Genomic DNA, 24,629 nt, shown 5'->3' with positions numbered 1-24,629 from the left:
TGGCCTATTCCGATAAGGGGAAAGCTTTATTAATCTATTCTGAATTTACTTTTTATTCTGGCGTAACATAAGTATCTTCAGGGTTACTGTGCTACGCTAATAATTACATGAATTTAAACTCACGTACGCTTGCCATTCTTATTTCACTGGCGGTAGCAGCAATGCTCACCGCCTTTCTTGCTTTTGTCGAATACTTATCGGCAGAGGGAGTAGTGGTAGCTCTGGTTGGCTTTTGCATTTCGGCCTTTTTCCTATTTTACCTGTCGTACGAGGCGCTGGTGTTCCGCGAAATAAAAAATCTGTACACCAGTCTCGAAAAACTCCGCAAACAGGATTTTAAAAAAGTAGAAACCCGCTCCACTTTCACCGCCGATCCGCTCAAAAAAATAAAAGACGAGATTTATCAACTCGCTGAAGGCAAGCAGCAGGAGATAGACGAGCTAAAGCAACTGCAGGCCATGCGCCGCGAATTTCTGGCCGATGTATCTCATGAGCTGAAAACACCTATTTTTGCCGCACAAGGCTTTATTCACACCCTTATGGATGGCGCTGTAGACGACCCGAAAGTACGCGACAAGTTTCTGCAGAAAGCAGCGAAAAGCCTTGATGGCCTCGACACCCTGGTGCAGGACCTGATCAGTATTTCGCAGTTCGAAAAGGGCGTGGTGAAAATGCAGAAAAAGAATTTCGATGCAGTGGAGCTGGTACAGGAAGTGTTTGAGCAGCTGGAGCAAAAAGCAGCATCGCGTAACATTACCCTTCACCTGGAAGCTGACCCGGGAGAAAAGATTATGCTCTATGCCGACCGGAACCGCATTTGCCAGGTTTTTGTAAACCTCGTAGACAATGCCATAAAATACGGCAGGCAAGACGGAAACATCTGGATCTCCTTTACAGAGAATCGCAAAAGATACACCATCACCGTGAAAGACGATGGCACAGGCATAGCAGAAGAGCACATAAACCGGATTTTTGAACGCTTTTACCGCATCGACAAAAGCCGCGCCCGCGATACCACCAGCACAGGGCTAGGCTTGGCCATCTGCAAACACATTGTAGAGGCACACCGCTCCTTTATCGCCGTAAAAAGCGAAATAGAAAAAGGCACCACCCTCCGCTTTAAACTCCTGAAAGCAAAAACCTGATAAGCTAGCCAAACCTAAATCCGGCATAAAACACCTCTGGAAGGCCTTCTTTATTAGAAGAATTTGGTTGCTGGTTGTTTGATGGCTTGAAGGTTACAATTTTAAATAATTGATTTAGCATAACCTATTATACCTCCCACCGTGCGCAGTTACTGCGAGGGTCTGGGCAAAGCAGTTAGAAGGTAAACAGTTGGAGAAAAAAGTCTAGTATCTAACATCTGCTATCTAAAATCTCTGAAAAGCCTCCGGAAGGCCGTTTTCATTAGAAGAATTGAGTTAACGCTATACCTGCAGTTGCTGCAGATAAGATGCCCCTACAGGCACATAGTTGCCTTGGAGGCAAACCTGGTGGCGTTCTATTTTGTCGATTTTGTCTTTGGCGACAATGTAAGAACGGTGAACACGGGTAAACTTATCGGCAGGCAGCATCTCGGTTAGTTCGGCTATGGTCATGCGCGATAGCAGCCGCTTGCTCTCCAGCACAAACGTAATATAGTTACCAGCGGCCTCCATATACAATATTTCATTGTAATGCACCTTTACCTGTTCGTAGCCGATTTTAAGAAAGAGATAATCTTTGGGAGTGGCCGTATGGCTCCGCAACAGCAGCAGCTCCTGAGCTTTATTACAAGCTTTCACGAACCTGGCCAGCGAGAAAGGCTTGAGGAGGTAATCAATAGCGTCGAGTTCAAAACTGATAACGGCATGTTCGGAGTAGGCCGTGGTAAAAATTACCAGCGGCTTTTTCTGCAGACTGGTCACAAATTCTAACCCGGTAATATCGGGCATTTTAATATCCAGAAACAGCAGGTCTACAGGCTCATTCTGCAGATACTCCAGCGCCTTAAAAGCATCTGTAAAACAAGCCTCCAGCTCCAGGAAAGGAACTTTGGCTGCATGCGAACGCACTACCTCCAGCGCCATCGGCTCGTCGTCTATTGCAATTGCCTTCATGTTTGCCTGTTATTTCGCTTCTTTTAGTTGCGGGTTTCTAAAAAAACTATTTGAGCGGTGGCCCTAAGCAGCTGATACGTTTTGATGCTCGCACCTACCACAAAATCCTGAACAGCATCATCGGCAGCCGATGTATGCAGCACCTGAGGTGAGCTCGACACATGCTGCTGTGCAATACTGCTAACATCGCCTTTTAGCTCATTATAGTATACATCAGTTAAGCTAAGTCTGTTTTTATATTCTATGTAAAAAGCATGAAGTTGCGCATAGGCAACCGAAAACACCCTTGGCCGAATCAGAATTGACTGAAAAAGCTTACTACCCAAACCGGCTTCGTATGCTGCGGAAGAATGATTTTGAGTACCTGCACTACTATAATTTCCTGCAAGTACACTCCCTGCCACTAAAGACACAAGGAGGATCAATAGTTGACTTATTCTTTTCATGCTATACAGTTTAAATTATTCTTGTTGCCAACAGTTTCATGCCGCTACAGTTGGATGGTAAGGTGCACAAAAAATTCTTCGGCAGTCTCTCTTATTACAAGTTCGTGCTGATCGGGGTACAGCAGGGCCAGGCGCTGTTTCACGTTCTCCAGCCCCACACCCGATTTGTCTTTTTCGGGGTCCTGCTCCAGCCTGCTGTGCGTGCTGTTATAAACATCGAAGTACAGCTTGCCCTGGTCGTAACGCAGCGTTACCTTAATCCACGACTTTTGCTTCAGGCTGATGCCGTGTTTAAAAGCGTTCTCCACAAACGGGATAAGCAGCATAGGAGCAATAAACTTCTCATCCAGCACATCTTCTATTCTTGTCTGGATCACAATATCGGGGGTAGTAGAAACCCGCAGCGACTGTAGCTCGATGTAGTTGCGCATGTACTCGAGCTCGCGGGTGAGCAATATTTTGTGCTGGTGGTTCTCGTGCAGCATAAAGCGCATCATGTCGCCAAGCATTTGTATGCCCTGGGCTGTACGCTCGCTGTTTTCCTGCAGGGCAGTGCCGTAAAGGGTGTTGAGGGAATTAAACAAAAAGTGCGGGTTAATCTGAGACCGCAGAAATTGCAGATCGGCCGTGGTTTGCCCTAGTTCCTTTTTAAGGGTAATTAGCTGGTTCACATCGTGCCTATTGCGCCTGTACACCAGCCACGAAAGAGTACCCATTACCAGCAGCTGCCCAACCCAATTTGCCACAAACATACCTGGCTCAAATTCATATATCAGCGCGCTGAAAACCAGTACAAAGGGCAGGAACAGCAGTAGCGAGTAAGAGAGCAGCTTGGTAAAATAACTCCAGAACTGCTTTTTGTCTTTCTCATACTCCGGCAGGAGCCAGTACCTGTTTAGCGCATACAGCAAATAAGCATAAGGCACCATAGCAAACCAAAATGCTCCCAAAGTACGTGCCTCACTATCATCAAAAGAGATCACAAAGAGCAGCAGAATACCAAACCAAATGCCTCCTACCACCCGCACCTCCTGCTTTATGGCCGAAGCAAATGTTTTGCTACCGGCAGTATGAATGGTATAAGTGCGTAAAACAGTATCTTTTAAATAAATATACAGCGCAATGCCGCCAAACAACACCACAACCAGCACCAGGTTCTTCAAAAAAAAGTACCAGAAGCCCACTTGCATATACCCTTTGTACCACGTGTCGGTAACAGAAAACAAAAATACAGCGGCGGTGTACAACAGTAGGGCGAGCACTAGGGTTAGCGTGATGTCCTTTTTGGAGTACAGCTTAGGGTAAATGTAAAAGTTGATGAGCAGGAAAGAGAAGTAAATAATGAAGCAATAAGATATTAATGGGTAAGTCCGGTGTTGCAGCATGTCGAACCTCAATCCGTTTTCAAAGAAACGGTACCCATAATAGTGAGGAATGTCGTTGTAGTCGTATTCGTTTAGCACGGCCGCTGCCTCCTGCACAAAGCTGAAAATAAGGAAGATGATAATGGCAGTTACTACCCAAAACTCTGTTTTTCTGTATTGCATCATGTTTTCTGTTTCTCTTGCTACAATCTTACAGGTAAGTTTTGTGGTAAGAAAATAAATGTGACAAACCCTTAAAAAGATGTGACCAAACAGGTGAAACAGATATTTCAGGAGCTACTAGTAGAGAGGACTTGCTTCAAATGAAGGGGATAACCTTACACCTGTAGTTGTAACCGGCCCAGTACTCAGCAATTACAAAATATCGGGCATCTGAAATTTACGTATCTTTGCAGGAATGCACAGCATGTTTGTAGGCTGTGCCTGGTTTTATAGTAGAAAAGATGAAATACCCGGTTTTTAAAGACCTGATTATACACGAAGACGAAGATTTTGTGGTTGTAAACAAACCACCTTTTCTGGCTACCCTAGAAGACAGAACGCCCAACACCACTAACCTTCTAAAAATTGCCCGGCAGTACAACCCTGACCTGCAGGCCTGCCACCGCCTCGACAAAGACACCTCGGGCTGTCTGGTGTTGGCCAAAAACCCGGAAGCATACCGGCACCTGTCTATGCAGTTTGAGGCGCGCGAGGTTTATAAAGTGTACCATGCGGTGGTGTGGGGGCAGCACAAGTTCGAAGACCAGCTTGTAAGCCGAAACATTATGCCAAGTGCAAAAGGGGTCGCTAAACTCGCCCCGCAAGGCAAACCAGCTGATACTTACTTTACCACTATCGAAAACTTTAGTCGCCATACGCTCGTGGAGTGCGTGCCGGTAACGGGGCGCCTGCACCAGATACGTGTGCACCTAGCTTATTTAAAAGCGCCTATTGTGCAGGACGAGTTGTACGGCGGAGAACCTTTGTACCTGAGCAGCCTCAAGCGCAAATTTAACTTAAAGCAGCAAACAGAGGAGCAACCACTTATCAAACGGTTTGCCCTGCATTCCTTCAACATCGGCTTCACGCTCCTGAACGACGAAAAAATCAAGATCGAAGCGCCTTACCCAAAAGATTTTGCCGTGCTGGTAAAGCAGCTGCAGGCTTATAGCTAAGGTCTAGAATTAGTTGCTATAACAAAACACCCTATCCTGTAACAGCTGCTTTGGTTGGAGCAGCTGTTACAGGATAGGGTGTTTTTAATTTGAATAACGGTATTGCGATGGTGCCTTTATCTAATATAAGTTTGGCTAGCATCATTTCTTCTGATTTGTAACCAGTAGAGACCTGATAAGATTGGTTCTGAAAACATACCTTATCATTTACTAGCACTTGAGATTTATGAGTATCAACTAATGAGGATAAGCCATAACAAATATTTAAATATCATATCACGCTTACATAAATAAACCTTTTAACAGGTACACTCCCTATATAGCAGGATAAACATAACAAGATTGTTTATCCTGCCATATATTACAATCAAGGATTTAAGACAAAATCTTATCGCAGTTTATAATTAAGATAATAAATTAATATAATTTTTATTTTTGACATAACTAGTAGAAAGGAAGCACATTTTATAAATCAATAGCTTAATGAGAGATGATTTTTCACCTAAAACCAGAGATATACTAGCTAAAAGAGTTGGCTTTATATGTTCTAACCCTGATTGTAGAATGTCAACGATTGGTCCAAATTCTGAAAAGAATAATATTACAAGTATTGGAGTGGCTGCACATATTTCGGCGGCCGCTGAAGGTGGTCCACGTTTTAATTTGAGTTTAACCTCTCAAGAAAGACAAGATATTGATAATGGTATATGGCTTTGCCAAAGCTGTTCAAGATTAATAGATCGAGATACTCAAAAATATACTAGTGACATTCTTCAGACTTGGAAAACCAATGCTGAAACTGAAGCAGGTAAGAAACTTAATAAGCAATTGAGTACTGGAGCTATTTTCATAGAAAAAGAAGATTTTGAAACAGTCAAACCCAATGGCTATTATGAAAAAATCTTACAAGGCTATAAAGTTAGATTTTATTTACATGGGAAATTCCTACATGTAGAGCATGAACAAGCAGAAGGCGTAATTTCTTATTACATATTTGATGAAAATTGGAATGTTGTGGATACAAAGTGGCCGTATCACCTTAATGAGTATGAAATAATAATCAATCCAGATTTAATTTTAAAAACTTCTACAGAAATCCTTACAAGTGGTTTGATCAAAGAAACAATTCTTATGAAGTGGGCAAAAGTTGCTGTTATAGTAAAGCAACCCAATGGTGAAGTAGTAGAGTTGCATATAGAAAAGGGAGCAACCATTAATCACCTTGAAAAAAAAATATATATAAAAAGTCCTGAATTTAAATAAAGTAACGCCCGCTAATAATGTACACAAAGTCAATGGCGCACATTTGTAACTCAGGCTAAAAACCATTAACCTAAGTTAGGTATGATATCTAAACGTGTGCCAATTCGTGCGTACTAACCAAACTTATACAAAAACAAACCATTAAGTATATAAACATCATAGAAGCATCTATGCTAGCAGCAGGATGGAATTCGCCTTCATGTCGTTAGGAATTAAAAATTCAGCCTCTCATTCAGAATTCTCCAGCACTTTGAGCACAATTTTGCCGGTGTTCTTGTTTCCTTCCATGTGCCGGTGTGCCTCTGCTGCTTGTTGCCAGCTGTAAACCGAATCGATAACTGGCTTTAGCTCGCCGGTCTTAAATTTTTCTAAAGCAAAGGCGCTTAGCTCCTGCGTGAGCTGCACCTGGTAGGCACGTGAGCGGGAACGGAGGGTGGAGCCGGTTACCTGCAGGCGCTTTGCCAGAATCTTCCGCACATCCAGGTTTTCTACTTTACCGCCACCTAAGGTCGCCAGCATCACCAGCCGCCCATCGGTGCGAAGGCAATCGAGGTTATCGGAGAAGTAGGGTCCGGCAATAAAATCCACAATGACATCTACTCCTTCGTTTTGGGTGTAGCGGAGTACTTCTTCTTTAAAAGAGCTGTTTTTATAGTCTATGGCTTTGTCGGCTCCGAGCTCCAGGCAAACCTGGTGCTTTTCAGCTGAGGCCGTTACAAGCACGGTTGCGCCCATGGCTTTTGCCAGCTGAATGGCAGCTGTACCCACACCACTCGCGCCGGCATGTAGCAGCACCCGCTCACCGGCCTGCAGCTTGCCTAGCCACACCAGCGCCTGAAAAGCCGTCAGGAACACTTCTGGTATAGCCGCAGCCTCTTCCATAGACAGGTTTGCCGGCACAGGCATGGCCATAGCTTCATCTATAACAGCATACGCAGCATACCCACCTCCCGGAAGCAAGCCAAATACCTTATCGCCCGGTTTAAAAGTTTTACACTCCTCTCCTACTGCCACGACCTCACCTGCTAGCTCGAGTCCCAGCAACGGACTGGCTCCTGCCGGTGGCGGATATTTGCCCTGCCGCTGTAAGGTGTCGGCGCGGTTCAGAGCGGTGGCATGTACTTTTACCAACAGTTCGTGCGGCTTTGGCTCCGGCTTTGGGTATTCCCCTAGCTGCAGTTGCTCCGGTCCTCCGGGTGTTTTAACAAGTATGGCTTGCATGGCTTCGTTTTTAAGTCTTCGCTGAAATTAAACAGACGATGGCAAAAGCAGAAGGTTGTAAGAAACGGCTTAAACCCTTAGCACATTTTTCCAATAAAACCTCTGGAAGGCTGTTTTCATTAGAATAATTTAATTGCTGATTGTTAGTTGCTGATTAGGAGATTAGAAAATTTGGAGATTTGGAAATGTGGAGATGTAGGTTAGTCCTGCATTTTAAAGTATTGAAGTGGAGAAGATGAGCACGTATTCAAACTTTGCCTAACTTTTAACTCATAACCTTAAACTCTTAACTAATAAAAGTTTAGCGTCTAAAATTAAGAAAGCCGGAGCGACTGCCTTTGAGATGGGCAGCCGCTCCGGCTTTTGTTCATAGATTTATTTTGTTAGAAATGGATAAAGGTGTTTGGTAGCGCCTGCCGTATCCGTTCTTTCTCAGCATCAGAAAAATTGTTCTCTGCCAGCAGCAAGGTTTGCAGGCTTTTTAATTTGCTGAGGTTGGCGGGCATAGTTGTAAGCTGGTTATAGCTCAGGTCCAGCAACTGCAGGTTCTCCAGCTTCGTTATCGACTCCGGCAGCTCCTTCAGCTGATTATGGCCGAGCAACAGACTTTGCAGAGTTTTAAGATTACCAATCTGCTTTGGCAGTTCAGACAATTGGTTAAAGTCGAGCACCAGGCTTTGCACCGTCTTCAGTTGGCCAATAGTGGCTGGCAGTTGCCGTAACTGGTTCTGCGTTAGTGTCAGCTCCTTTAGGCTGCGGACTTTCCCGATTTCTGCAGGAAGCGCCTCAAGGTGGTTATAGCTCAGGTCGAGCATCTGGAGCGCGCGCATGTGCTTTACTTCTGGCGTTACTGTCCCGATTTTGTTCTGGTTGAGCTGCAGCACCTGCAGGTTCCGAAGTTTTCCGAACCCTGCACTCATCTCTGAGAAATGGTTGTAGCCAAAATCAATGGTTTTCAGGTTTCGGAGTTCGAAGAAAGATGCAGGCAATTCCCGCAGCTCATTCTCCCTAAAGTTCACCTCCTGCAGGTTCTGTAGGTTGCCTACCTCCGGCGACAGCTCTGCTATCTTGTTTTTCATGGCATTAACGAACTGCAGGTTCACCAGGTCGCAGAGGTCGGGGGTAAAGCTGTAGTACTGTTGCTGCCTGATGTTGAGTACATACACCTGCTGCTTTTCCTGGAGCGCTTCTTCTACATTAAAATAAATTTTGGCAGAAGCCAGCTCTGACTGAGGCAGCAGCCTGTTTTGCGCCTGCACCGGCTGAGCTTGGCAAAAAGCTAGTCCTAGGGCCAGTAAGCCTGCTTTCAAAAATGTTTTCATACGCTATTCTTCACTTATTTCCAGCACCTGATTTTAACTAAAAGAAGGCTACGGACAAATTCCGTAGCCTTCGGTTCTAAAATAGTTATGTGAGATTACTTTTCAGCCTGCACTATTTTAGTTGTAGATTTCTGGTTGTTCACCTGGAAACGCACCAGGTAAATACCATTTTCAGATGGAGTTGTTGGTGTAAACTCGAAGCTATGATCACCTACCTTCATGATACCTTTGAACAGGGTCTGCACCAGTTTGCCTTTCATGTCGTGCACTTCCAGTACCACTGTTGCCTGCTCCGGCATACTGATTTTGATGTTGGTGCCATCTACAAACGGGCTTGGGTACACTTGTATCAGTTTAACTGGCACCAGGTCGTTGCCATTTCCATTTTTCTTGATAACCTCTACAGAGCCTGTAGCTTTGCAACCATTGGCGCTGGTTACTTCTACCGAGTATGTACCCGGAGTATCTACAGTGAGTGTCTGTGTGGTTGCACCGTTGCTCCACAGGTAGCTGCTGTAATCTGCGCCTGCATCGAGGGTAACGGTGCACTTATTGCAAAGCGGAATTCTGTATCCCAGGTCTACTGCCAGTTCCTCCACGGAAACTTCCAGGCTATCGGTGTAGGTGCGGCCATTGTTGGCATAGGCAGTAGCGTAATACATACCAGGTGCTTTTACCGTTAAGCTAGCTCCTTCTATTTCTTCAGCCAAAGCAGCACCTGTCCATTTTACAACGGCATCGGTTCCTTCATAAGCCGTAAGTACAGCAGAGTCGCCTTGGCAAAGTGTCAGGTCTTCGCCTAACTCAAAGGTTGGCACCACAGCTTCGGCTCCTAAAAATTCTTTGCGGGCAAACACCAGCGTAACGTCGCGGTTAAACTGCACTGGGTTTCCGGCAGCATCTGTAAGGGTAGCTGTGTTGCCACTGCTAGGGTGCTGCAACGAGATAAAGCCATAACGGAAATCAGGAGAGAAAGTAAGACCAGTAGACTCTGAGCCAGCTGGCGTAGTCATGAACAATTTCAGGCTTGGTTTCTCTGGTGTGTGGTCGGGGTACACTACCCAAAGGTTGTTACGACCGCCATCCTGGAGCGCCCACAGGTTTCCTTCGCCATCGAAAGTCAGGTTATCGATACCAGTTCCCCAGTTCTCGTTCTGCACACCGTCTTTGTGAGTTACTGGGTACATTTTAGGCGTTACCCAGGCTTCTATTTCTGAAACAGATGTACCGTTATCTTTAAAGCGCCAGATAATACCGGTTCCTTTTGCTGTAAAGTACATCTTGCCATCAGGGCCAAATTCAATGTCTTCCGGACCACTCCAGTTGGTGCCACCTACCGAGGCAGCCAGACTACCGGTGTTATTGCGCTCTGCCTTGGTTGTGTTAGGTACTACTACCCAGGTACCTGTAGTGGCAGCAGCATTATCGCGTTTAAGCACATAAAGCGTACCTTCTGACAGGTTGCCTTTTTTGTTGGCTATGTACTTATACACACAGCTGCTTCCGCCGTCCTCGGCCTGGTACACTGTTACGCTATCGGTGCCAATCGCGGCATTTTCGTGGTTCATTCGGCCAAGCGCCCAAAGCTTATCTGGTTTACCGTCGCCATCGTAATCAACAATTTCTCCTGTTGCAGGGTCTATTTCTACCTGCCAGCCCACATCCTGGTAGCCATCCCCGTTCGCATTGCCTGAGCTTGTTGTTTCTTCAGAAGTGATAACAGTACCCCACGGTGTAATACCACCGGAGCAGTTCCGAACTGTACGTACCAGCGGTGAGAAATCTACTTTCTTTACTTCGTTCACCTCCCACAACATGGTCTTCTCATTCAGGCTAAGATCCAGCATAGATACGCCTCCGGGAGAGTTTTCGTGATTTATAGAGAGGTAGCCTTCTTTGCTGCTTCCGTTTTTACCCACATACGCCGTAAAGTCGTTGTTGCCGGGTATAGTGCCGGTACCACCAGCTGTATACTGGGTCTGGCCTGTTTTAGCGATCAACTGAAACGTGTGCGTCTCTGTCGGGATGGTCATCAACTGAGTCTGGCCCGTTGGTTTTACCGAAGTAAAGCAACCAATGGTGCTGGAAGAGGCGGGGTCGCAGGTAACATTAGTAACCGGTTTGGGCATGTTATCAGACTGAAATTCAACAACCAGTTGTGGAGCCATGCCAGCAGAACCATCAAAAGCGTGTGCGTTACGGCGGCCAGTGCCTGTAATAATCAGCGATAGAGCATTTCCGAATTGCCAGCCTGGTCTGCTAACGATCTCCTGCACAACAGTTTTAAGCTCTGGAGTTGCCTGAGCCGCACCAGCCTGGTTTACAGTTGTCCAGGCAGCAGGTGCCCAAGTAACACCGGCAGTCGTTAAGGCGCGCGATGAAATGTTATGGCTGGATGTTGTAAAATCAGCGGCATTATCGGCAGCCTGGCCTTTAATAAGCAGGTTGGCAGCCGCTGAGTGTAACTCATCTACTGCAAATTGCACATAGGCTCTTGTAATAACCGCATTGGCCGGAATGTTAACACCCTGGAACCGGAGACCAACTGTCTGGTTTCCTGCATTCTGGTAATCGTCGTACACCAGTTCCAGGTCTGAGCTGTTAAGGTACATCTGGCCCGATTCAGCCTCTTCTGCATCGTCGGAGCTCGAAGCAATACGCGCGGAGTAGGTGTAGGACTGCATTTGCGCCAGTACCGTGTGGTTGCCGAACGTTCCTGCCGAAACAAGAGCAGCTAACAGCAAGCCTTTGTAGAATTTGTTCATAGCTGTATTAGTTTATCATACTATTTTGATTTCCCAAAACAACCATGGATGCATTACCTGCAGGTTAGCACCACCTTATCTTATTGTTATTTAGCTATACACCACATTAATTTTATGTAAGTAACGATTAATTAACTTTTTCTTGACACTCCTGTAACATTGGCAGCATTTATTGCGTAGTTCGCCAGGGCGGGAATAACTGAGAAATGAAATACGGAGAGTCGTGGTAACACCATCATAATCCTAGCATCATGTTCAGGTAACAGGCAGCTGCTTTCTTTGGCATTTCACCCAATTCAGCCTGGCTTCAATGAACAAGAGACTTACTAAAAGAACCAACCTGAAGTCTTCTCTTTTACTTTTTAGTGTCGGCATGTTCTTCTGCGCCGCCATCAGTTCTTTCACCACCCAGCCATCGCCCTACAGTAAAGTAGCAGGCACGGTAAAGCAGACATTTGTAGCAGATGTAAGCCAGCTGCAGCAGCAGGCAAAGCAACTCACCGCCACGCTGCAACTTCTGCAGAAAAAACAGGCAACTGTACAAGCTGTGCAGGCAGCCTTTGCCATGACCGAAACCGCCTATAAACAAGTAGAGTATTTGCTGGAGTACCTGGACCCCCACATTGCCAAAAACCTGAACGGTGCGCCGCTGCCACGAGTGGTGGTAGAACAGCAGCATTATCAGACATTGCAGTTTGCCGAGCCGGTTTTCAGAACTTTTCCGCCAGAAGGATTACAGGTACTGGAAGAATTAATTTTTGCAGAAGACCTAACGGAAGAAACAGCAGAAGAAGCCCTGGTGCTGGCCTTTACCCTTGAAGAAAACATTCTGCTGTTTTCGACTAGCCTGCCCAAGCTATCGCTAATCGACAAACAGCTTCTGGAAAGCCTGAAGGAGGAACTGGTACGGGCAATGGCCATGGGCATTACAGGCTTTGATGAACCTGCCGCTGACAAGGCTCTTGAAAACACTGCCACTGCGCTGCAACCAGTGCTGGCGGTGGTGCAGGGATACGGACAAACTACCACCGGTGCAGCCAGAGCACATAGCAACACAGCCTCCGACAAACTGCAACAGGCCATCGCTTACCTGCAGCAACACCCCCACTTCGAGTCCTTCGACCGCTTACACTTTGTAAGAGAACTAGCCGATCCTGCCTATGCCGCGCTCACTGCCTTGCAACAGGAACTCCTACAACAGCAAGCTTCTACAACTAAACCTGTAAATGACCTTGCCACCAGCCTCTTCAGCGAGAGTTTTTTGCAGGCAGGCTATTATGCCAAGCAAGACCGGAGAGAGCAGAAGCCGGAACTGGCAGCGCTAGGCAAACTGCTTTTCTTCGACCCGGTGCTCTCGGCAAATAACCAGCGTTCCTGTGCCAGTTGCCATTCCCCGCAGAAAGGCTTCGCCGATGGCCTTGCCCGTAGCATAGCCTTCGATTTTAAAGGGAATGTAAAACGGAACTCCCCGACCTTGCTCAATTCTGTTTTCAGTACAGCTTATTTCTGGGATGGCCGCGCCCAGTTTTTGCAGGACCAGGTGCCGGGTGTAGTGGCTAACTCAGATGAGCTACATGGCGATTATAAAGAGGTAGAGAAAAAGCTTCAGCAAAGCCCAGCATACAAGCAATTGTTTAAGCAGGCTTTTTCTGAACAGTCTGGTAACCCGCTTACCGTAACCACCATTAACCGCGCCATTGCCGCCTATGTGCAAAGTCTGGTGGCGCTGAACGCGCCTTTCGACAGGTACATGCGGCATGAAACGGAACAGCTTTCGGCTTCTGCCAAACGTGGCTTTAACCTGTTTATGGGCAAAGCCGCCTGTGGCACATGCCACTTTGCCCCGGTGTTTAATGGCACCGTACCGCCCAGGTTTACCGAAAGTGAAACGGAAGTGTTAGGTGTACCTGCCACCGCCGACTTTGCACACCCAAGCCTCGACAGCGACATAGGAAAAGCTGGCGTAATACCAGCAGATGCCTGGAAACATTCCTTTAAAACACCAACCGTTCGGAATGCTGCTCTTACAGCGCCGTATATGCACAATGGTGCTTTTGCTACCTTAGAAGAAGTGGTGGAGTTTTATGATTTAGGTGGAGGCATTGGACTTGGGCTAAATGTACCAAACCAAACGCTGCCCGGCGACCCACTCCATTTAACAGAGCCGGAAAAGCAGGACCTGATAGCGTTTATGCAAGCCCTCACCGATACCTCGGCAGCCTCTTCTGCCCCTACCAGGCTACCAAAATTTTCTACAAAGGCAAACCTGAATAACCGACCGGTTGGTGGTAGTTACTAAGGCAGTGGCCTAGCACCGGATTGCAATTATTCTAATGAAAAAGGCCTTCCAAGGGGTTTTGGCAGGTTTCAAACGCTTGACCTATATTAGTATGTAGATGTCCTTCGCTTGGTCACTCATGCAGAATCCTACGCTCTCCATTTCTAAATCTTCAATCGGCCAATCGTTCATATAGCAACTAACACCTACCAATCAGCAATCAACCAGATTATTCTAATAAAAACAGCCTTCCAAAGAGTTTTTTGTCTCCGGAGGTCCAAGGTTCAGGCAGTATTTGCCTGTTACACAGTATATTTCAGGAGTACTATTGCATATCAAAAAAACTACTTGTATCTTTGTGACCATTTTTCAGGAACCGAAGAATATAATAATAATTTTTAATAAATCGCTTACAACCACTATTAATGGATCATTTAAGTTATAGAACCCAGTACGTTAACAAGAAAACAGCCAACAAAGGCTGGGTGATTGTAGACGCAGGGCAAGGAAACTTGGGTCGTGTGGCATCTGAAATTGCCAAGATCCTGAAGGGGAAACACAAACCCTCTTACACTCCTCACGTTGACTGCGGTGACAACGTAATCGTTATCAATTCTGATGCGGTTCGTTTCTCAGGTCGCAAATGGGATCAGAAGTATTACCTGACACACACTGGTTACCCAGGCGGTCAGAGAAAAACTTCTCCTCGTGAGCTTAAGGCTAAATCTTCTACTCTTTTGGTAGAGCGTGCTGTTAGAGGCATGTTACCAAAGAACAGACTAGGCAGTGAGCTATTCAGAAATCTTCATGTTTTTGCAGGAAGCGAGCATCCATTTGCAGCTCAGCAGCCTAAAGAATTAACCTTCAACATCTAATATTAATGGAAGTTATCAATACATCTGGTAGAAGAAAAACCTCGGTGGCGCGCATATACCTGACGCCTGGGCAAGGGAATATCACTATTAACGGTAAAGATATAAAGCAGTACTTCCCTAACGAAGTATTACAGACTATTGTGAATCAGCCGTTTCAAACCTTAGATTCAATTGGCAAATACGATGTAAAAGCCAATCTAAAAGGTGGTGGTGTAAGCGGCCAGGCTGAAGCACTCAGACTTGCTATATCTAAAGCACTGGTAGTAGAGAATGCCGAGACTAAGTCAGCTCTCCGTAAAGAAGGATTTATCACCAGAGATCCTCGCATGGTAGAGCGTAAGAAGTTCGGTAAACGCAAAGCGCGTCGTTCATTCCAGTTCAGTAAACGTTAATATTAAAGGTGTATCAACAAGATGGCAAGTACTAATTATAAAGAATTACTTGAGGCAGGTGTTCACTTTGGCCACCTTACCCGCAAGTGGGATCCGAAAATGGCTCCGTACATCTTCATGGAGAAGAACGGAATCCACATTATTGACTTGAACAAAACGTTAGCCTCTCTTGAGGAAGCTACGAATGCGATCAAGAACATCGCCAAGTCTGGCCGTAAGATTATGTTTGTGGCTACTAAAAAGCAGGCACAGGAAATCGTATCAGACGAAGCAAAAAGACTTAAAATGCCTTACGTTACAGAGCGTTGGTTAGGTGGTATGCTTACCAACTTTGCCACTGTTCGTAAGTCTTTAAAGAAAATGTCGACTATCGACAAAATGATGAAAGACCCTATCCAGTCTGCTGCTCTGGCGAAACGCGAAAAGCTGATGCTTTCTCGTGAGCGTGAGAAGCTTGACCGTGTTCTGGGTGGTATCGCTGACCTTTCCAGACTACCTGCAGCCCTGTTTGTAGTAGACGTAAAGCGTGAGCACATTGCTGTTAAAGAAGCACAAAAGCTGAACTTACCAGTGTTTGCAGTTTGCGATACAAACTCAAACCCTGAGCTGGTTGACTTCCCTATTCCTGCAAATGACGATGCTTCTAAATCAATCTCTCTTATCGTGTCTATCATGGGTAAGGCTATTGAAGAAGGTTTGTCTGAGCGGAAAGTAGACAAAGAAGAGACTGAGCGCAAGCGTTCTGAAGAAGAAGGCATCAAAGCCAAGCAGGAAGCAGACGAACAATAGTCAATCGCTCCTATTGCACCATTACAACAAACTGAACATTGAGCGAACCTGCTTCAATGTTCAGTTTGTTTTAGGGGATTTAGAAGTCATTAAATGGTAGAATTTCAAAAGATAAAAATCATTTAACATACTGTCTCTCTCACCAAAAGAATTTCTAATTTATAATTTTTAATTTCTAATTATAAGAAAGCATGGCTATTACAGCACAAGACGTAAACAGACTCCGCCAGGAAACCGGAGCCGGTATGATGGATTGCAAAAAAGCGCTGACAGAAGCAAACGGCGACTTTGAAGCGGCTAAAGATATTTTAAGAAAGCAAGGCCAGAAAATTGCCAGCAAACGTGCTGATAACGCTACCTCAGAAGGTATCGTGCTGACGCAAGTAAGCGAAGATGGTTCTACTGGTAAAGTAGTAGCTGTTGCCTGCGAAACTGAGCCTGTATCTAAAGTAGCTGACTTTCAGACATTAGCACAAACAGTTCTGGAAACAGCTGTTTCTACTAACGCTGCTACTAAAGAAGAACTACTTGCTGCTCCTCAGGCTGATGGCCGTTCGCTGCAAGACCACCTGACTGACCTGATGGGTAAAATCGGTGAGAAAATTGACGTAGTAGCTTACGAGTCTGTTTCTGCTGAGAAAGTAGTTGCTTACAACCACTCTAATGGTAAATTAGGGGTATTAGTAGCTCTTGACAGCACCAGCGGCACTGATGTAACTGAAGTTGGTAAAGACATTGCCATGCAGATTGCAGCCATGAAGCCTATCGCTCTTGACAAAGACGGTGTTGATGCTGCTACCATTGAGCGTGAAATAGAAATCGGTAAAGAGCAAGCTCGTGCTGAAGGCAAGCCAGAAGCTATGTTAGAGAAAATTGCACAAGGCAAGCTGAACAAATTCTACAAAGAAAATACGCTGTTGAACCAGGAGTTCGTAAAAGACTCATCTCTGAGCATTTCTCAGTTACTGGAGAAAACTAGCAAAGGCCTGAAAGTAACTGATTTTAAGCGCGTTGCTATCGGTTAATTTCTTATACAATTGCAATAAAAAAGGCCCGCCAAAAGCGGGCCTTTTTTATTTAATGTCATGGCTGGTGCTGGCACCATACACTAATATCGTTTAATCAATTATGCCTACGCATAGTAGAAACAAAGGCATCGCGCATAGCTAAAAACCGGTGTTCAACTGCTTCTATAAAATCCTCGTCTATCAGGGCTTTGGCTCCCTCATCTCCAACTACATCCATCTCTCTCACTTTGTAAGTCTGTTCAAAGTCTCCTTTTTCAAACTTAATTAAGTATTTGCTGTTCCAGGCCAGCAGGGTAATTTTTAGATCAGGGTGCGGAATATCTGCTACTACTCTCATTGTTATATCAGTTGTTATATGGTGCCTCTAAATTGTATAGTCGCCCTATTTAGGCTTATATTGTTTCTTCCTCAATGGCAATGCCCATAAGTTGCATGAGCTTGCTGGCGTTGAAACTACGGCAAATACCGCGCTGCAAGGTATAATCAAAAATTATTTTATCGCCTTCAATAGTGCTGTTAAAGCTGTAATTTTCTACGCTTCCTGTTAGCTCCTGCTCCATAGCTCCCAATTCCAAGTCGTGGGTGGAGATGAGGCCGGAGGTATTCCGCTGGTGCAATTGCCGGATCAGGGCCATAGCGCCGGCGTGTCGGTCGCGGGAATTAGTACCTTTCAAAATTTCGTCCAGCAAATAAAACACAGGCTCCTGCTCCTCTTCCGTCATTTGCAGGAGAATACGCAACCGCTTGAGTTCCGCATAAAAAGAAGACGTGTTTTCGGCCAGGTTGTCGGCAGTGCGCATGGCAGTGTACACCTGCACAGGCGCTACTTTAAGCTTATCGGCACAGGCTGGTGCGCCCATTAATGCCAGTACGATGTTGATGCCTACCGTACGCAGAAAGGTGGTTTTGCCCGACATATTAGACCCTGTTACCACCATCGTTTTACCGGCACCCTGCATCTCGAAGTTATTTGCCACCCGGCTCACCGTAAAGATGAGTGGGTGCGCCAACTCCTCTGCTTTGAACTTGAAGGGCACACTGCTTAACTCCGGCACTGCATAATCGGGGTTAGCCACCTGAAACGAAGCAATACTTGCCAACGCCTCAAAGGTAGCCAGCACCTCAAAAGAATGCTCTACCTGGTCCAGACGGTTCTGTTTCCAGCTTTCTAGTCTATACATCCAGAAAAAATCCCACATGAGGATAGTATTCAGGAAAAAACTCATAAGTGTGCTCAATCGCCACGAAAAGTAATCGATGATAGTAGACAACTTGCTGATACAGCCCGATACCATGGCCCCATCGTGGAAGAGCTGCCCTCTAAGCTCCTCCAGGTAGGGATCTTTAAATTTCTCAGGCTCTATATGTTGCAACTGGTCTTTGTAGCTGCGGATAGCCTCGTACATGCCAATGCTTTTATCATAATACTCATCGCGCGCGGCCGTATATTTGAAGCTCACCAGGTACTGCACAGCCAGAAAGCTGGCTGCTATGTAACCTGAGTAACCCATAAACCAGGCCACGATGGCCCCCAGCGTAAGCACCGGCAGCACAAAAAGGAGCAGCTTTAGGATAGGGTGCTCTTTATAGAAATTACTTTTCCGTAGCCACTCTATAAAATGAGCTGCTGCTGCCTCTGTATGCTTATAGTGTCGCGATTTGGCTATAAAGTTTTGTAGCCAGTCGAGTTGCGCAGGTTGTGCCAGTGCACCAACAGCAGACTGCCTCTTTAGTATTTCGTTTACCGGCGCTGCCTTTTGCATCCAGTTCGCCAGCTTATTTTTGCCTATGCCCGAAACAGAGCGATTTATTAACTGAAAAAGAGAGTTATGACCAAAAATATCGAGATCGGAGGTGTAGGGGTGCTGATCGTTGATATAAGCGGCCCCACCATCGAACTTCTGAAGGTTACCTCCCAAACGTTCCGCCTCTTCCTCATTAAGCTGGCGCAGCAACATGTATTGCTTATAAGTATAATCGAGGCGCGTGTGCCATCGTAAAACCACAACAAACAGCACATAAGCAACCACTAGGCTAATGGCACCTGCTGTATTCTGATCTGCGCTGAAAAAATACCAGGCCAATAAAGCGCCTGCCACAAATACAGCCACCCGCAGCCACGATACCAGCCCCAATTTAGAAGCTGCTTTGCGTTCCTGCTCTTCTAAACTTTTTGCGCGTTCGGTAAAATATTCGATCTTCTTTTGATTCACTAATGAGATTTTTAACTAGCTAAAAAATAGTACGATATTATTAAAAGCACATATGCTTGCCCACCTATGCAGTATTAATAATCGCAATGCACTTTAATTCAATGGCAATAGGTGTAGGCAATTTACTTACTTCTACAGTGGTGCGGCACGGACGATTATCCTGAAAGTACTCAGCATAAATTCGGTTGTAGATCGCAAAGTCTGCCTTCATGTTTGTCAGAAAAACTGTTACGTCTACTAGGCTGTTCCAGTCTGAGCCAGCATCTTCGAGAATATAACGCACGTTCTGAAAAACCGCGTGGCACTGCTTTTCTATGTCGTAAGCTAAAATATTCCCTTCCTCGTCGAGTTCCACGCCTGGTATTTGGCTTGAGCCGCGCTGTCTGGGCCCCACGCCAGATAAGAACAGCAGGTTACCTGCCCGGCGTGCATGCGGGTAAAGCCCGACAGGTTCCGGCGCTTTAGAAGAGTTAAAAGCGGTTTTATCTGATGCCATAGCCAAATATATAACTTTCGGTGAGTATCTCTTAGTACATCTTGGGATAACAATTACGCTGAAAATTAATCTCTGGCTTAAAATCAGACAGCATGCGAGGGGGCTTCACAAATTCTTCTAATGAAAACAGACTTCTGGAGGGTTTCTGGAGATTTTAGATGCTAGACTTTATATGTTTGATTTTTTCAGCTTTTCCAGACACTCGCAGGCTGCGAGTTCTTTGAGCTATCATTGGTCAGCCATTTAACAATCAACAATTAGCAACCAATTCTTCTAATGAAATTGGCCTTCCGGAGACAAAAGAAGGCCTAACCTGCTGAGGGCTGAAATGTATATGTATAGGGCTTAAAACAACAAAGCCAACACGAGGCTGGCTTTGTTGTTTTAAGTAACGCGGTCGATCTATTTTGTGAACTTCACATCGCCGTATTTCGACACAATGTTAACAGATGCTTTAGATGCTGCGTTACCATATTTGCCTTTGTAGGCGGCAGAGGTATGGCTTTTTTCGAGCGAAGAAACATTGACCAGGTTTTTATCAAAATTAAAATTACCAAACTGCACATTCACATCGAAGTTGAAAGAGGAATTGTCATCGAAGTTAAGTGCAATAGGGCTGAAACCTCCGTCTACGCTAATTCTATTTACACTTTTGCTGATATTATCTACGCGCAATGAACCGTGCTTTAAACTAATGTCCAGGTCTTGGTGCAGGCTGCCAATTTTCATGCTGCTGAATTTAGAAGAACCCTGCAAGCCGTTTGTGCCCTCCAAATCCATGGAAGAATAGGCAATGTCTACAGCTCCTCCGTTAATAAACCCGCAATTAGCAGATCCATAAGCCACTTTTACGCTGTTAGATGCATTACTCAACTGTCCTGTTTTAAGAGATCCATATTTTACAGTTATATCTGCTTTTCCCTTAAAAGATGCCAGGTACACATCGCCAAAACTATTCGTTACTGTTAATGGATTATCGGCGGGCATAGAAACAACATAGTTTATTTCGAAGCTGCGTTGGTTGTTGCCCTGTACTTTTACTGGAGCGAGTTCGGTTTTCCAGGCTATGGTTTTGCCATCCCGACTTTCTGTTACTCTTATGTTATCCAGAGTTTCCTGTGCTTTCTGCTCGTTGCTGGCCCGGCTGATTATGGTTACAACCACACGTATTTCTTTCCGATTCCAGGTGTTTACATGTACTTTGCCGAACTTGTTCTGAATAGAGAGCATATCGGAGTTACTAACCTTGTACGTTTTTTCAACCGTTCTCTGTTTTTCGGAATCAAAATTTGCTGCTGCTGCCCCGCTCAGAATCGGACCTTCCGGGTTGTTTACGATAACATCCAAATGCTCCAGATTGCTCAGTGCCTGTAGTTCGCTCAGCTTAGACAGGTTGCCCAGGTGCTTCAATTCCGACAACTCCGATAAGTGCTGCAGGTCGCTCAGGCTTGCTATGAGAGGCTCCACTGATTCCTGCAATTTGGTAAGCTGATCGCAGGTCGAAGCTGGTTGTGCCACCATCAGGCCAGGCATGAGCAACAGCGGGAGAGTGAAAAATTTAAACATTTTATAGATTCGTGGTTCCATTGCTTTGGGTATTTATTCGCTGCGTTTGTTGCAATTGTTCAATTTTCTCCAGCACCTCTAGTTGGCGATTCAATACCTCAATCCGTATCTGCAGATTCTGGATCATGGCACCCATTACTTTTTCGGTGTTTGGAGTAGTGTATAATTGGTTTTTAAGTTCTTTGTAGTTGCTGTCGAGGCGTTGCAGCTCACGGTCTATACTCTGTTCTTCGTCCAGGCCCAGCACTTTGAGGTCGTAGGCGCTCAGTTCGTTTTTCTTACTATTGATCAGGCTGGTGTAGTAAGCTTCTACTTCTATCAGTTCAGGAGCAATTCGGCTTATAGGCACTTGTTCTGTCGCCGCCACGGTGCGAGCATTCGTGCCCATATTCTGCTTGGTGAGCAACAAAGTAAGGCCACAGCCCAGCAGCAGCAGCACGGCGGCCGCAATACGCATAAAAGCAAAATCGGTGCTAAAGCTGGTGTTCTCCCCAAAAGTGAACCGGATCATTTTGGCTTCTTTTTGGGTTGCCGGCAGTTCTTTGCATATCTCCTGCCATAGCTCAGGCCGGGGTTCAAATACATCGAATTCCTCCCGGTTCTGCTTTACAAAATCTTTGAGGCTATCTTTCATGTTTATAACATTGTCTTACTTAAATGCTTAGTGTGCCATTAGTTGCGGCTCTTGCATAATCTCTAATAATTTCTTTCGGGCTCTGCTGTATTGCGATTTCGAAGTAGACTCTGTGATACCGAGTATTTCTCCTATTTCGGCGTGGTCGTACCCCTCTAGCAGATACAGGCTCAGCACCACACGGTAGCCATCTGGCAGGTGTTGTATGGCCCTGCGCACTTTTTCCACCTGCCACACTGTTTCGTCTTCGTGCACTTCGTCGGCTACCTCTCCCACTATTCTTTCATCTAGTGGCACGACTTCTTCCCTCCTCTTCCTGATGGTATTAATGGCCGCATTTACAACAATCTTTTTTAGCCAGCTCCCAAAAGAGGCTTCCGCTTTATAAGTGTGCATGTTTTTAAAAGCACTGATAAAGGCCTCCTGCAAGGCATCTTCCGCTTCGGCATAATCGTTTGTAATGCGCATACTTACGTTGAACATAGCCTTGGCATAGAGTTTATACAGCTCATATTGCGCACGGTTATCACCTGCCTTGCATCGCTCAATTACGGGCGTGTTTACATCTTGATAGCGGAGTGTTTCCAAGATTGTCCGGATTATTCTTTTACACTTCTACAGGTGACAGTTCAGTTTTTCTATCGCTTCTTCCTCCTTCTTTCCCACATTCACACTAAAGACAAAGAGATTGACCAGAAGTTGCATCAAGTTGCAAAAATTTACCGTGTTTTTTTGAACCCGCCTTTTTTACTGTTTCTACAGCCCACTTCATCTAATTACAGTATAAGCCTACAGGCACAAAAACAGGAAAAGCTGACTTCTCAGCCAGCTTTTCCTGTCGGTACTATAAATCAGCTTGATGCACCCTAAGGCCTCAACACACAAATAACGCTATGGAAGGGCGTTTTCATTAGCATAATTTGCCCTTTTTAGAACAACATAAATAGTAGTTACTATACTGCCAGGTATTGCTGATGAAATTCCCAATTAGCACATCAGTACATTAACGAATCAGCCCATTCCATTTAATCCATTATATTGAATTTGATTCCCTGCGCCAAAGGCAGCTGCCTGCCAAAGTTAATAGTATTAGTTTGGCGACGCATATACACACGCCAGGCATCGGAACCGGACTCGCGGCCACCACCTGTATCTTTTTCACCGCCAAAGGCGCCACCTATCTCAGCACCTGATGTACCTATGTTCACGTTAGCAATGCCGCAGTCGGAGCCCCAATGGCTGAGGAAGGCTTCTGTCTCCAGCAGGTTAGTGGAGAATATGGCCGACGACAGCCCCTGCCGTACGCCATTCTGGAGCTCGATGGCATTTTCTACCTCGCCGCTGTATTGGATCAGGTACAATATTGGTGCAAAGGTTTCTTCTTGCACCGTGGCATAGTGGTTCTCTGCTTCTACAATGGCAGGTGTTACATAGGTGCCGTTTTCGTAGCCCTTACCGGCAAGAACTTTGCCTCCGGCAATAAGTTTGCCTCCCTCCTGCTGCACTGCTTCCAGCGCCTTTAAAAAGGCTTGTACGGCATCTTTATCGATCATAGGTCCTACCAATGTGGTATTATCGAGAGAGTGGCCGATAGGCAGGTTAGGGTAAATTTTTAAAAGCCGCTCTTTTACCTGATCATAAATCTTCTCGTGAATGATAAGCCGGCGGGTAGAGGTGCAGCGCTGGCCACAGGTACCTACGGCTCCAAACACCACGGCTCGCAGCGCCATTTCAAGGTCGGCATGCTCAGTAAGAATAATCGCGTTGTTGCCCCCAAGCTCAAGAAGCGATTTACCTAAACGGGCTCCTACCGCCTCTCCTACTTTCTTGCCCATACGCGTAGAACCTGTAGCCGACACCAGCGGAATTCGTGTATCATGCGCCATCAGGCTTCCTATTTCCGCATCACCGATAATCAGGTTAAATATTCCTTCAGGCAACTCATTCTCTGCCAGCACCTCTTTAATTATATGTTGGCAGGCAATGGCTGTGAGCGGTGTTTTCTCCGATGGCTTCCAGATAATGACATCGCCACATACGGCGGCAAGCATGGCATTCCAGCTCCAGACAGCTACCGGAAAGTTAAAGGCCGAAATTACGCCCACAATACCAATCGGGTGATATTGCTCGTACATGCGGTGCTCAGGCCGCTCAGAATGCATGGTATAACCGTGCAACTGCCGCGATAGTCCCACGGCAAAATCGCAGATATCGATCATCTCCTGCACCTCGCCCAAGCCTTCCTGCAAAATCTTGCCCATTTCGTAGCTTACCAGTTTACCTAAGGCCTCCTTGTTTTCGCGGAGCTTGTTACCGATCTGGCGTACAACCTCACCTCGTTTGGGAGCAGGCTGCTTTCGCCAGTAAGCAAAGGCCTCCTGCGCCTGCTTCACCACTTGCTCATAAGCTTCGGCATCTGCCATGGTTACAGCAGCAATCAGGTTGCCGTCGGCAGGCGAATAGATTTCCCTGGTTTGTTTTCCGTTGTGGCCGCCCCATACCAAACCTGTGCTGTAGGCAGGGTTCTTTTCCTTTACTCCCAGCTGTTCCAGCACGTCGGTCATGGTTTTGGTAATCGGGAGGGCATCTATGGTCTGTTTCATAAGTTTTACTTTTGAGATGAGGTCCTTTACAAAGCTATAAAAACAAGAAAGCTTCCACAATTACGCGGAAGCTTTCTATTATACTACATAACGCAAG

The 24,629-nt window shown here is 45.8% G+C and carries 21 protein-coding genes; 8 read left to right on the top strand and 13 right to left on the bottom strand.

The genetic code is table 11. The features are described from left to right. Positions 1 to 107: 107 nt before the first annotated feature. A complete protein-coding gene (locus ACMA1I_RS02030) occupies positions 108 to 1,145 on the top strand; it encodes a sensor histidine kinase (protein ID WP_337066565.1) in 1,038 nt (345 codons plus the stop codon). A gap of 282 nt (positions 1,146 to 1,427) precedes the next feature. Here ACMA1I_RS02030 and ACMA1I_RS02025 read toward each other — a convergent pair whose 3' ends face one another. From ACMA1I_RS02025 to ACMA1I_RS02015, 3 genes are read right to left on the bottom strand one after another with little or no spacing between them, the layout of a single operon-like run. Then, entirely contained in the window at positions 1,428 to 2,099 is a 672-nt protein-coding gene (locus tag ACMA1I_RS02025) for a LytTR family DNA-binding domain-containing protein (protein WP_337066564.1), read from the bottom strand. 23 nt (positions 2,100 to 2,122) lie between these two features. Continuing rightward, on the bottom strand, positions 2,123 to 2,545 hold the full coding sequence (locus ACMA1I_RS02020) for a hypothetical protein (protein ID WP_337066563.1): 423 nt from the start codon (positions 2,543 to 2,545) through the stop codon (positions 2,123 to 2,125). A 44-nt stretch (positions 2,546 to 2,589) separates the two neighbouring features. Further along, a complete protein-coding gene (locus ACMA1I_RS02015; RefSeq protein WP_337066562.1) occupies positions 2,590 to 4,095 on the bottom strand; it encodes a sensor histidine kinase in 1,506 nt (501 codons plus the stop codon). Between the two features lie 278 nt (positions 4,096 to 4,373). Here ACMA1I_RS02015 and ACMA1I_RS02010 point away from each other — a divergent pair, with 278 nt between their 5' ends. Both ACMA1I_RS02010 and ACMA1I_RS02005 read left to right on the top strand, forming a co-directional pair. Continuing rightward, positions 4,374 to 5,087, top strand: coding sequence for an RluA family pseudouridine synthase (locus ACMA1I_RS02010; RefSeq protein WP_337066561.1), 714 nt, complete (start codon positions 4,374 to 4,376; stop codon positions 5,085 to 5,087). Between the two features lie 483 nt (positions 5,088 to 5,570). Beyond that, complete coding sequence (locus tag ACMA1I_RS02005; protein ID WP_337066559.1) at positions 5,571 to 6,350, top strand: hypothetical protein; 780 nt, start codon at positions 5,571 to 5,573, stop codon at positions 6,348 to 6,350. Between the two features lie 228 nt (positions 6,351 to 6,578). Here ACMA1I_RS02005 and ACMA1I_RS02000 read toward each other — a convergent pair whose 3' ends face one another. From ACMA1I_RS02000 to ACMA1I_RS01990, 3 genes are all read right to left on the bottom strand, one after another. Beyond that, complete coding sequence (locus ACMA1I_RS02000) at positions 6,579 to 7,571, bottom strand: NAD(P)H-quinone oxidoreductase (protein ID WP_337066558.1); 993 nt, start codon at positions 7,569 to 7,571, stop codon at positions 6,579 to 6,581. 383 nt (positions 7,572 to 7,954) lie between these two features. Beyond that, the gene (locus tag ACMA1I_RS01995; protein ID WP_337066557.1) at positions 7,955 to 8,893 is read right to left on the bottom strand and encodes a leucine-rich repeat domain-containing protein; all 939 of its coding nucleotides are present in this window, start codon (positions 8,891 to 8,893) and stop codon (positions 7,955 to 7,957) included. A gap of 95 nt (positions 8,894 to 8,988) precedes the next feature. Next, positions 8,989 to 11,658, bottom strand: a complete 2,670-nt coding sequence (locus tag ACMA1I_RS01990) for an alkaline phosphatase PhoX (protein WP_337066556.1) — start codon at positions 11,656 to 11,658, stop codon at positions 8,989 to 8,991. A 310-nt stretch (positions 11,659 to 11,968) separates the two neighbouring features. On the opposite strand from ACMA1I_RS01990, the gene ACMA1I_RS01985 reads away from it, so the two are divergent. From ACMA1I_RS01985 to tsf, 5 genes are all read left to right on the top strand, one after another. Further along, the gene (locus ACMA1I_RS01985; RefSeq protein ID WP_337066555.1) at positions 11,969 to 13,957 is read left to right on the top strand and encodes a cytochrome-c peroxidase; all 1,989 of its coding nucleotides are present in this window, start codon (positions 11,969 to 11,971) and stop codon (positions 13,955 to 13,957) included. Between the two features lie 404 nt (positions 13,958 to 14,361). Next, entirely contained in the window at positions 14,362 to 14,811 is a 450-nt protein-coding gene (gene rplM, locus ACMA1I_RS01980) for a 50S ribosomal protein L13 (RefSeq protein WP_337066554.1), read from the top strand. 5 nt (positions 14,812 to 14,816) lie between these two features. Further along, positions 14,817 to 15,203, top strand: a complete 387-nt coding sequence (rpsI, locus tag ACMA1I_RS01975; protein ID WP_147920539.1) for a 30S ribosomal protein S9 — start codon at positions 14,817 to 14,819, stop codon at positions 15,201 to 15,203. Positions 15,204 to 15,224: 21 nt separating this feature from the next. After that, positions 15,225 to 15,992: a 30S ribosomal protein S2 gene (gene rpsB, locus ACMA1I_RS01970; protein WP_337066552.1), complete on the top strand. Its 768-nt coding sequence runs from the start codon at positions 15,225 to 15,227 to the stop codon at positions 15,990 to 15,992. A gap of 191 nt (positions 15,993 to 16,183) precedes the next feature. Further along, on the top strand, positions 16,184 to 17,017 hold the full coding sequence (gene tsf, locus ACMA1I_RS01965) for a translation elongation factor Ts (protein WP_147920537.1): 834 nt from the start codon (positions 16,184 to 16,186) through the stop codon (positions 17,015 to 17,017). 97 nt (positions 17,018 to 17,114) lie between these two features. Here the strand turns inward: tsf and ACMA1I_RS01960 are convergent, their stop codons facing one another. The 7 genes from ACMA1I_RS01960 to ACMA1I_RS01930 all read right to left on the bottom strand — a co-directional run bounded on the left by ACMA1I_RS01960 (position 17,115) and on the right by ACMA1I_RS01930 (position 24,532). Then, positions 17,115 to 17,357 carry a hypothetical protein gene (locus ACMA1I_RS01960; RefSeq protein ID WP_337066550.1) on the bottom strand — a complete coding sequence of 81 codons (243 nt, stop codon included), beginning with the start codon at positions 17,355 to 17,357 and terminating at the stop codon, positions 17,115 to 17,117. A 55-nt stretch (positions 17,358 to 17,412) separates the two neighbouring features. After that, positions 17,413 to 19,233: a MutS-related protein gene (locus ACMA1I_RS01955; RefSeq protein ID WP_337066549.1), complete on the bottom strand. Its 1,821-nt coding sequence runs from the start codon at positions 19,231 to 19,233 to the stop codon at positions 17,413 to 17,415. Between the two features lie 64 nt (positions 19,234 to 19,297). Further along, positions 19,298 to 19,729 (bottom strand): RidA family protein, encoded by a 432-nt coding sequence (locus tag ACMA1I_RS01950; RefSeq protein ID WP_337066548.1) that lies wholly within the window; start codon positions 19,727 to 19,729, stop codon positions 19,298 to 19,300. 402 nt (positions 19,730 to 20,131) lie between these two features. Further along, positions 20,132 to 21,295, bottom strand: coding sequence for a hypothetical protein (locus ACMA1I_RS01945; RefSeq protein ID WP_337066547.1), 1,164 nt, complete (start codon positions 21,293 to 21,295; stop codon positions 20,132 to 20,134). Between the two features lies 1 nt (position 21,296). Continuing rightward, entirely contained in the window at positions 21,297 to 21,929 is a 633-nt protein-coding gene (locus ACMA1I_RS01940) for a hypothetical protein (RefSeq protein WP_337066546.1), read from the bottom strand. 27 nt (positions 21,930 to 21,956) lie between these two features. Then, positions 21,957 to 22,517 carry an RNA polymerase sigma factor gene (locus ACMA1I_RS01935; protein WP_337066545.1) on the bottom strand — a complete coding sequence of 187 codons (561 nt, stop codon included), beginning with the start codon at positions 22,515 to 22,517 and terminating at the stop codon, positions 21,957 to 21,959. 437 nt (positions 22,518 to 22,954) lie between these two features. After that, complete coding sequence (locus ACMA1I_RS01930) at positions 22,955 to 24,532, bottom strand: aldehyde dehydrogenase family protein (RefSeq protein WP_337066543.1); 1,578 nt, start codon at positions 24,530 to 24,532, stop codon at positions 22,955 to 22,957. Positions 24,533 to 24,629: the final 97 nt, after the last annotated feature.

Source organism: Pontibacter sp. 13R65, assembly GCF_047525655.1.
Classification (GTDB): domain Bacteria; phylum Bacteroidota; class Bacteroidia; order Cytophagales; family Hymenobacteraceae; genus Pontibacter.
The sequence above is the reverse complement of the archived record's forward strand: the minus strand, read 5'-3'. Positions and strand labels throughout refer to the sequence as shown.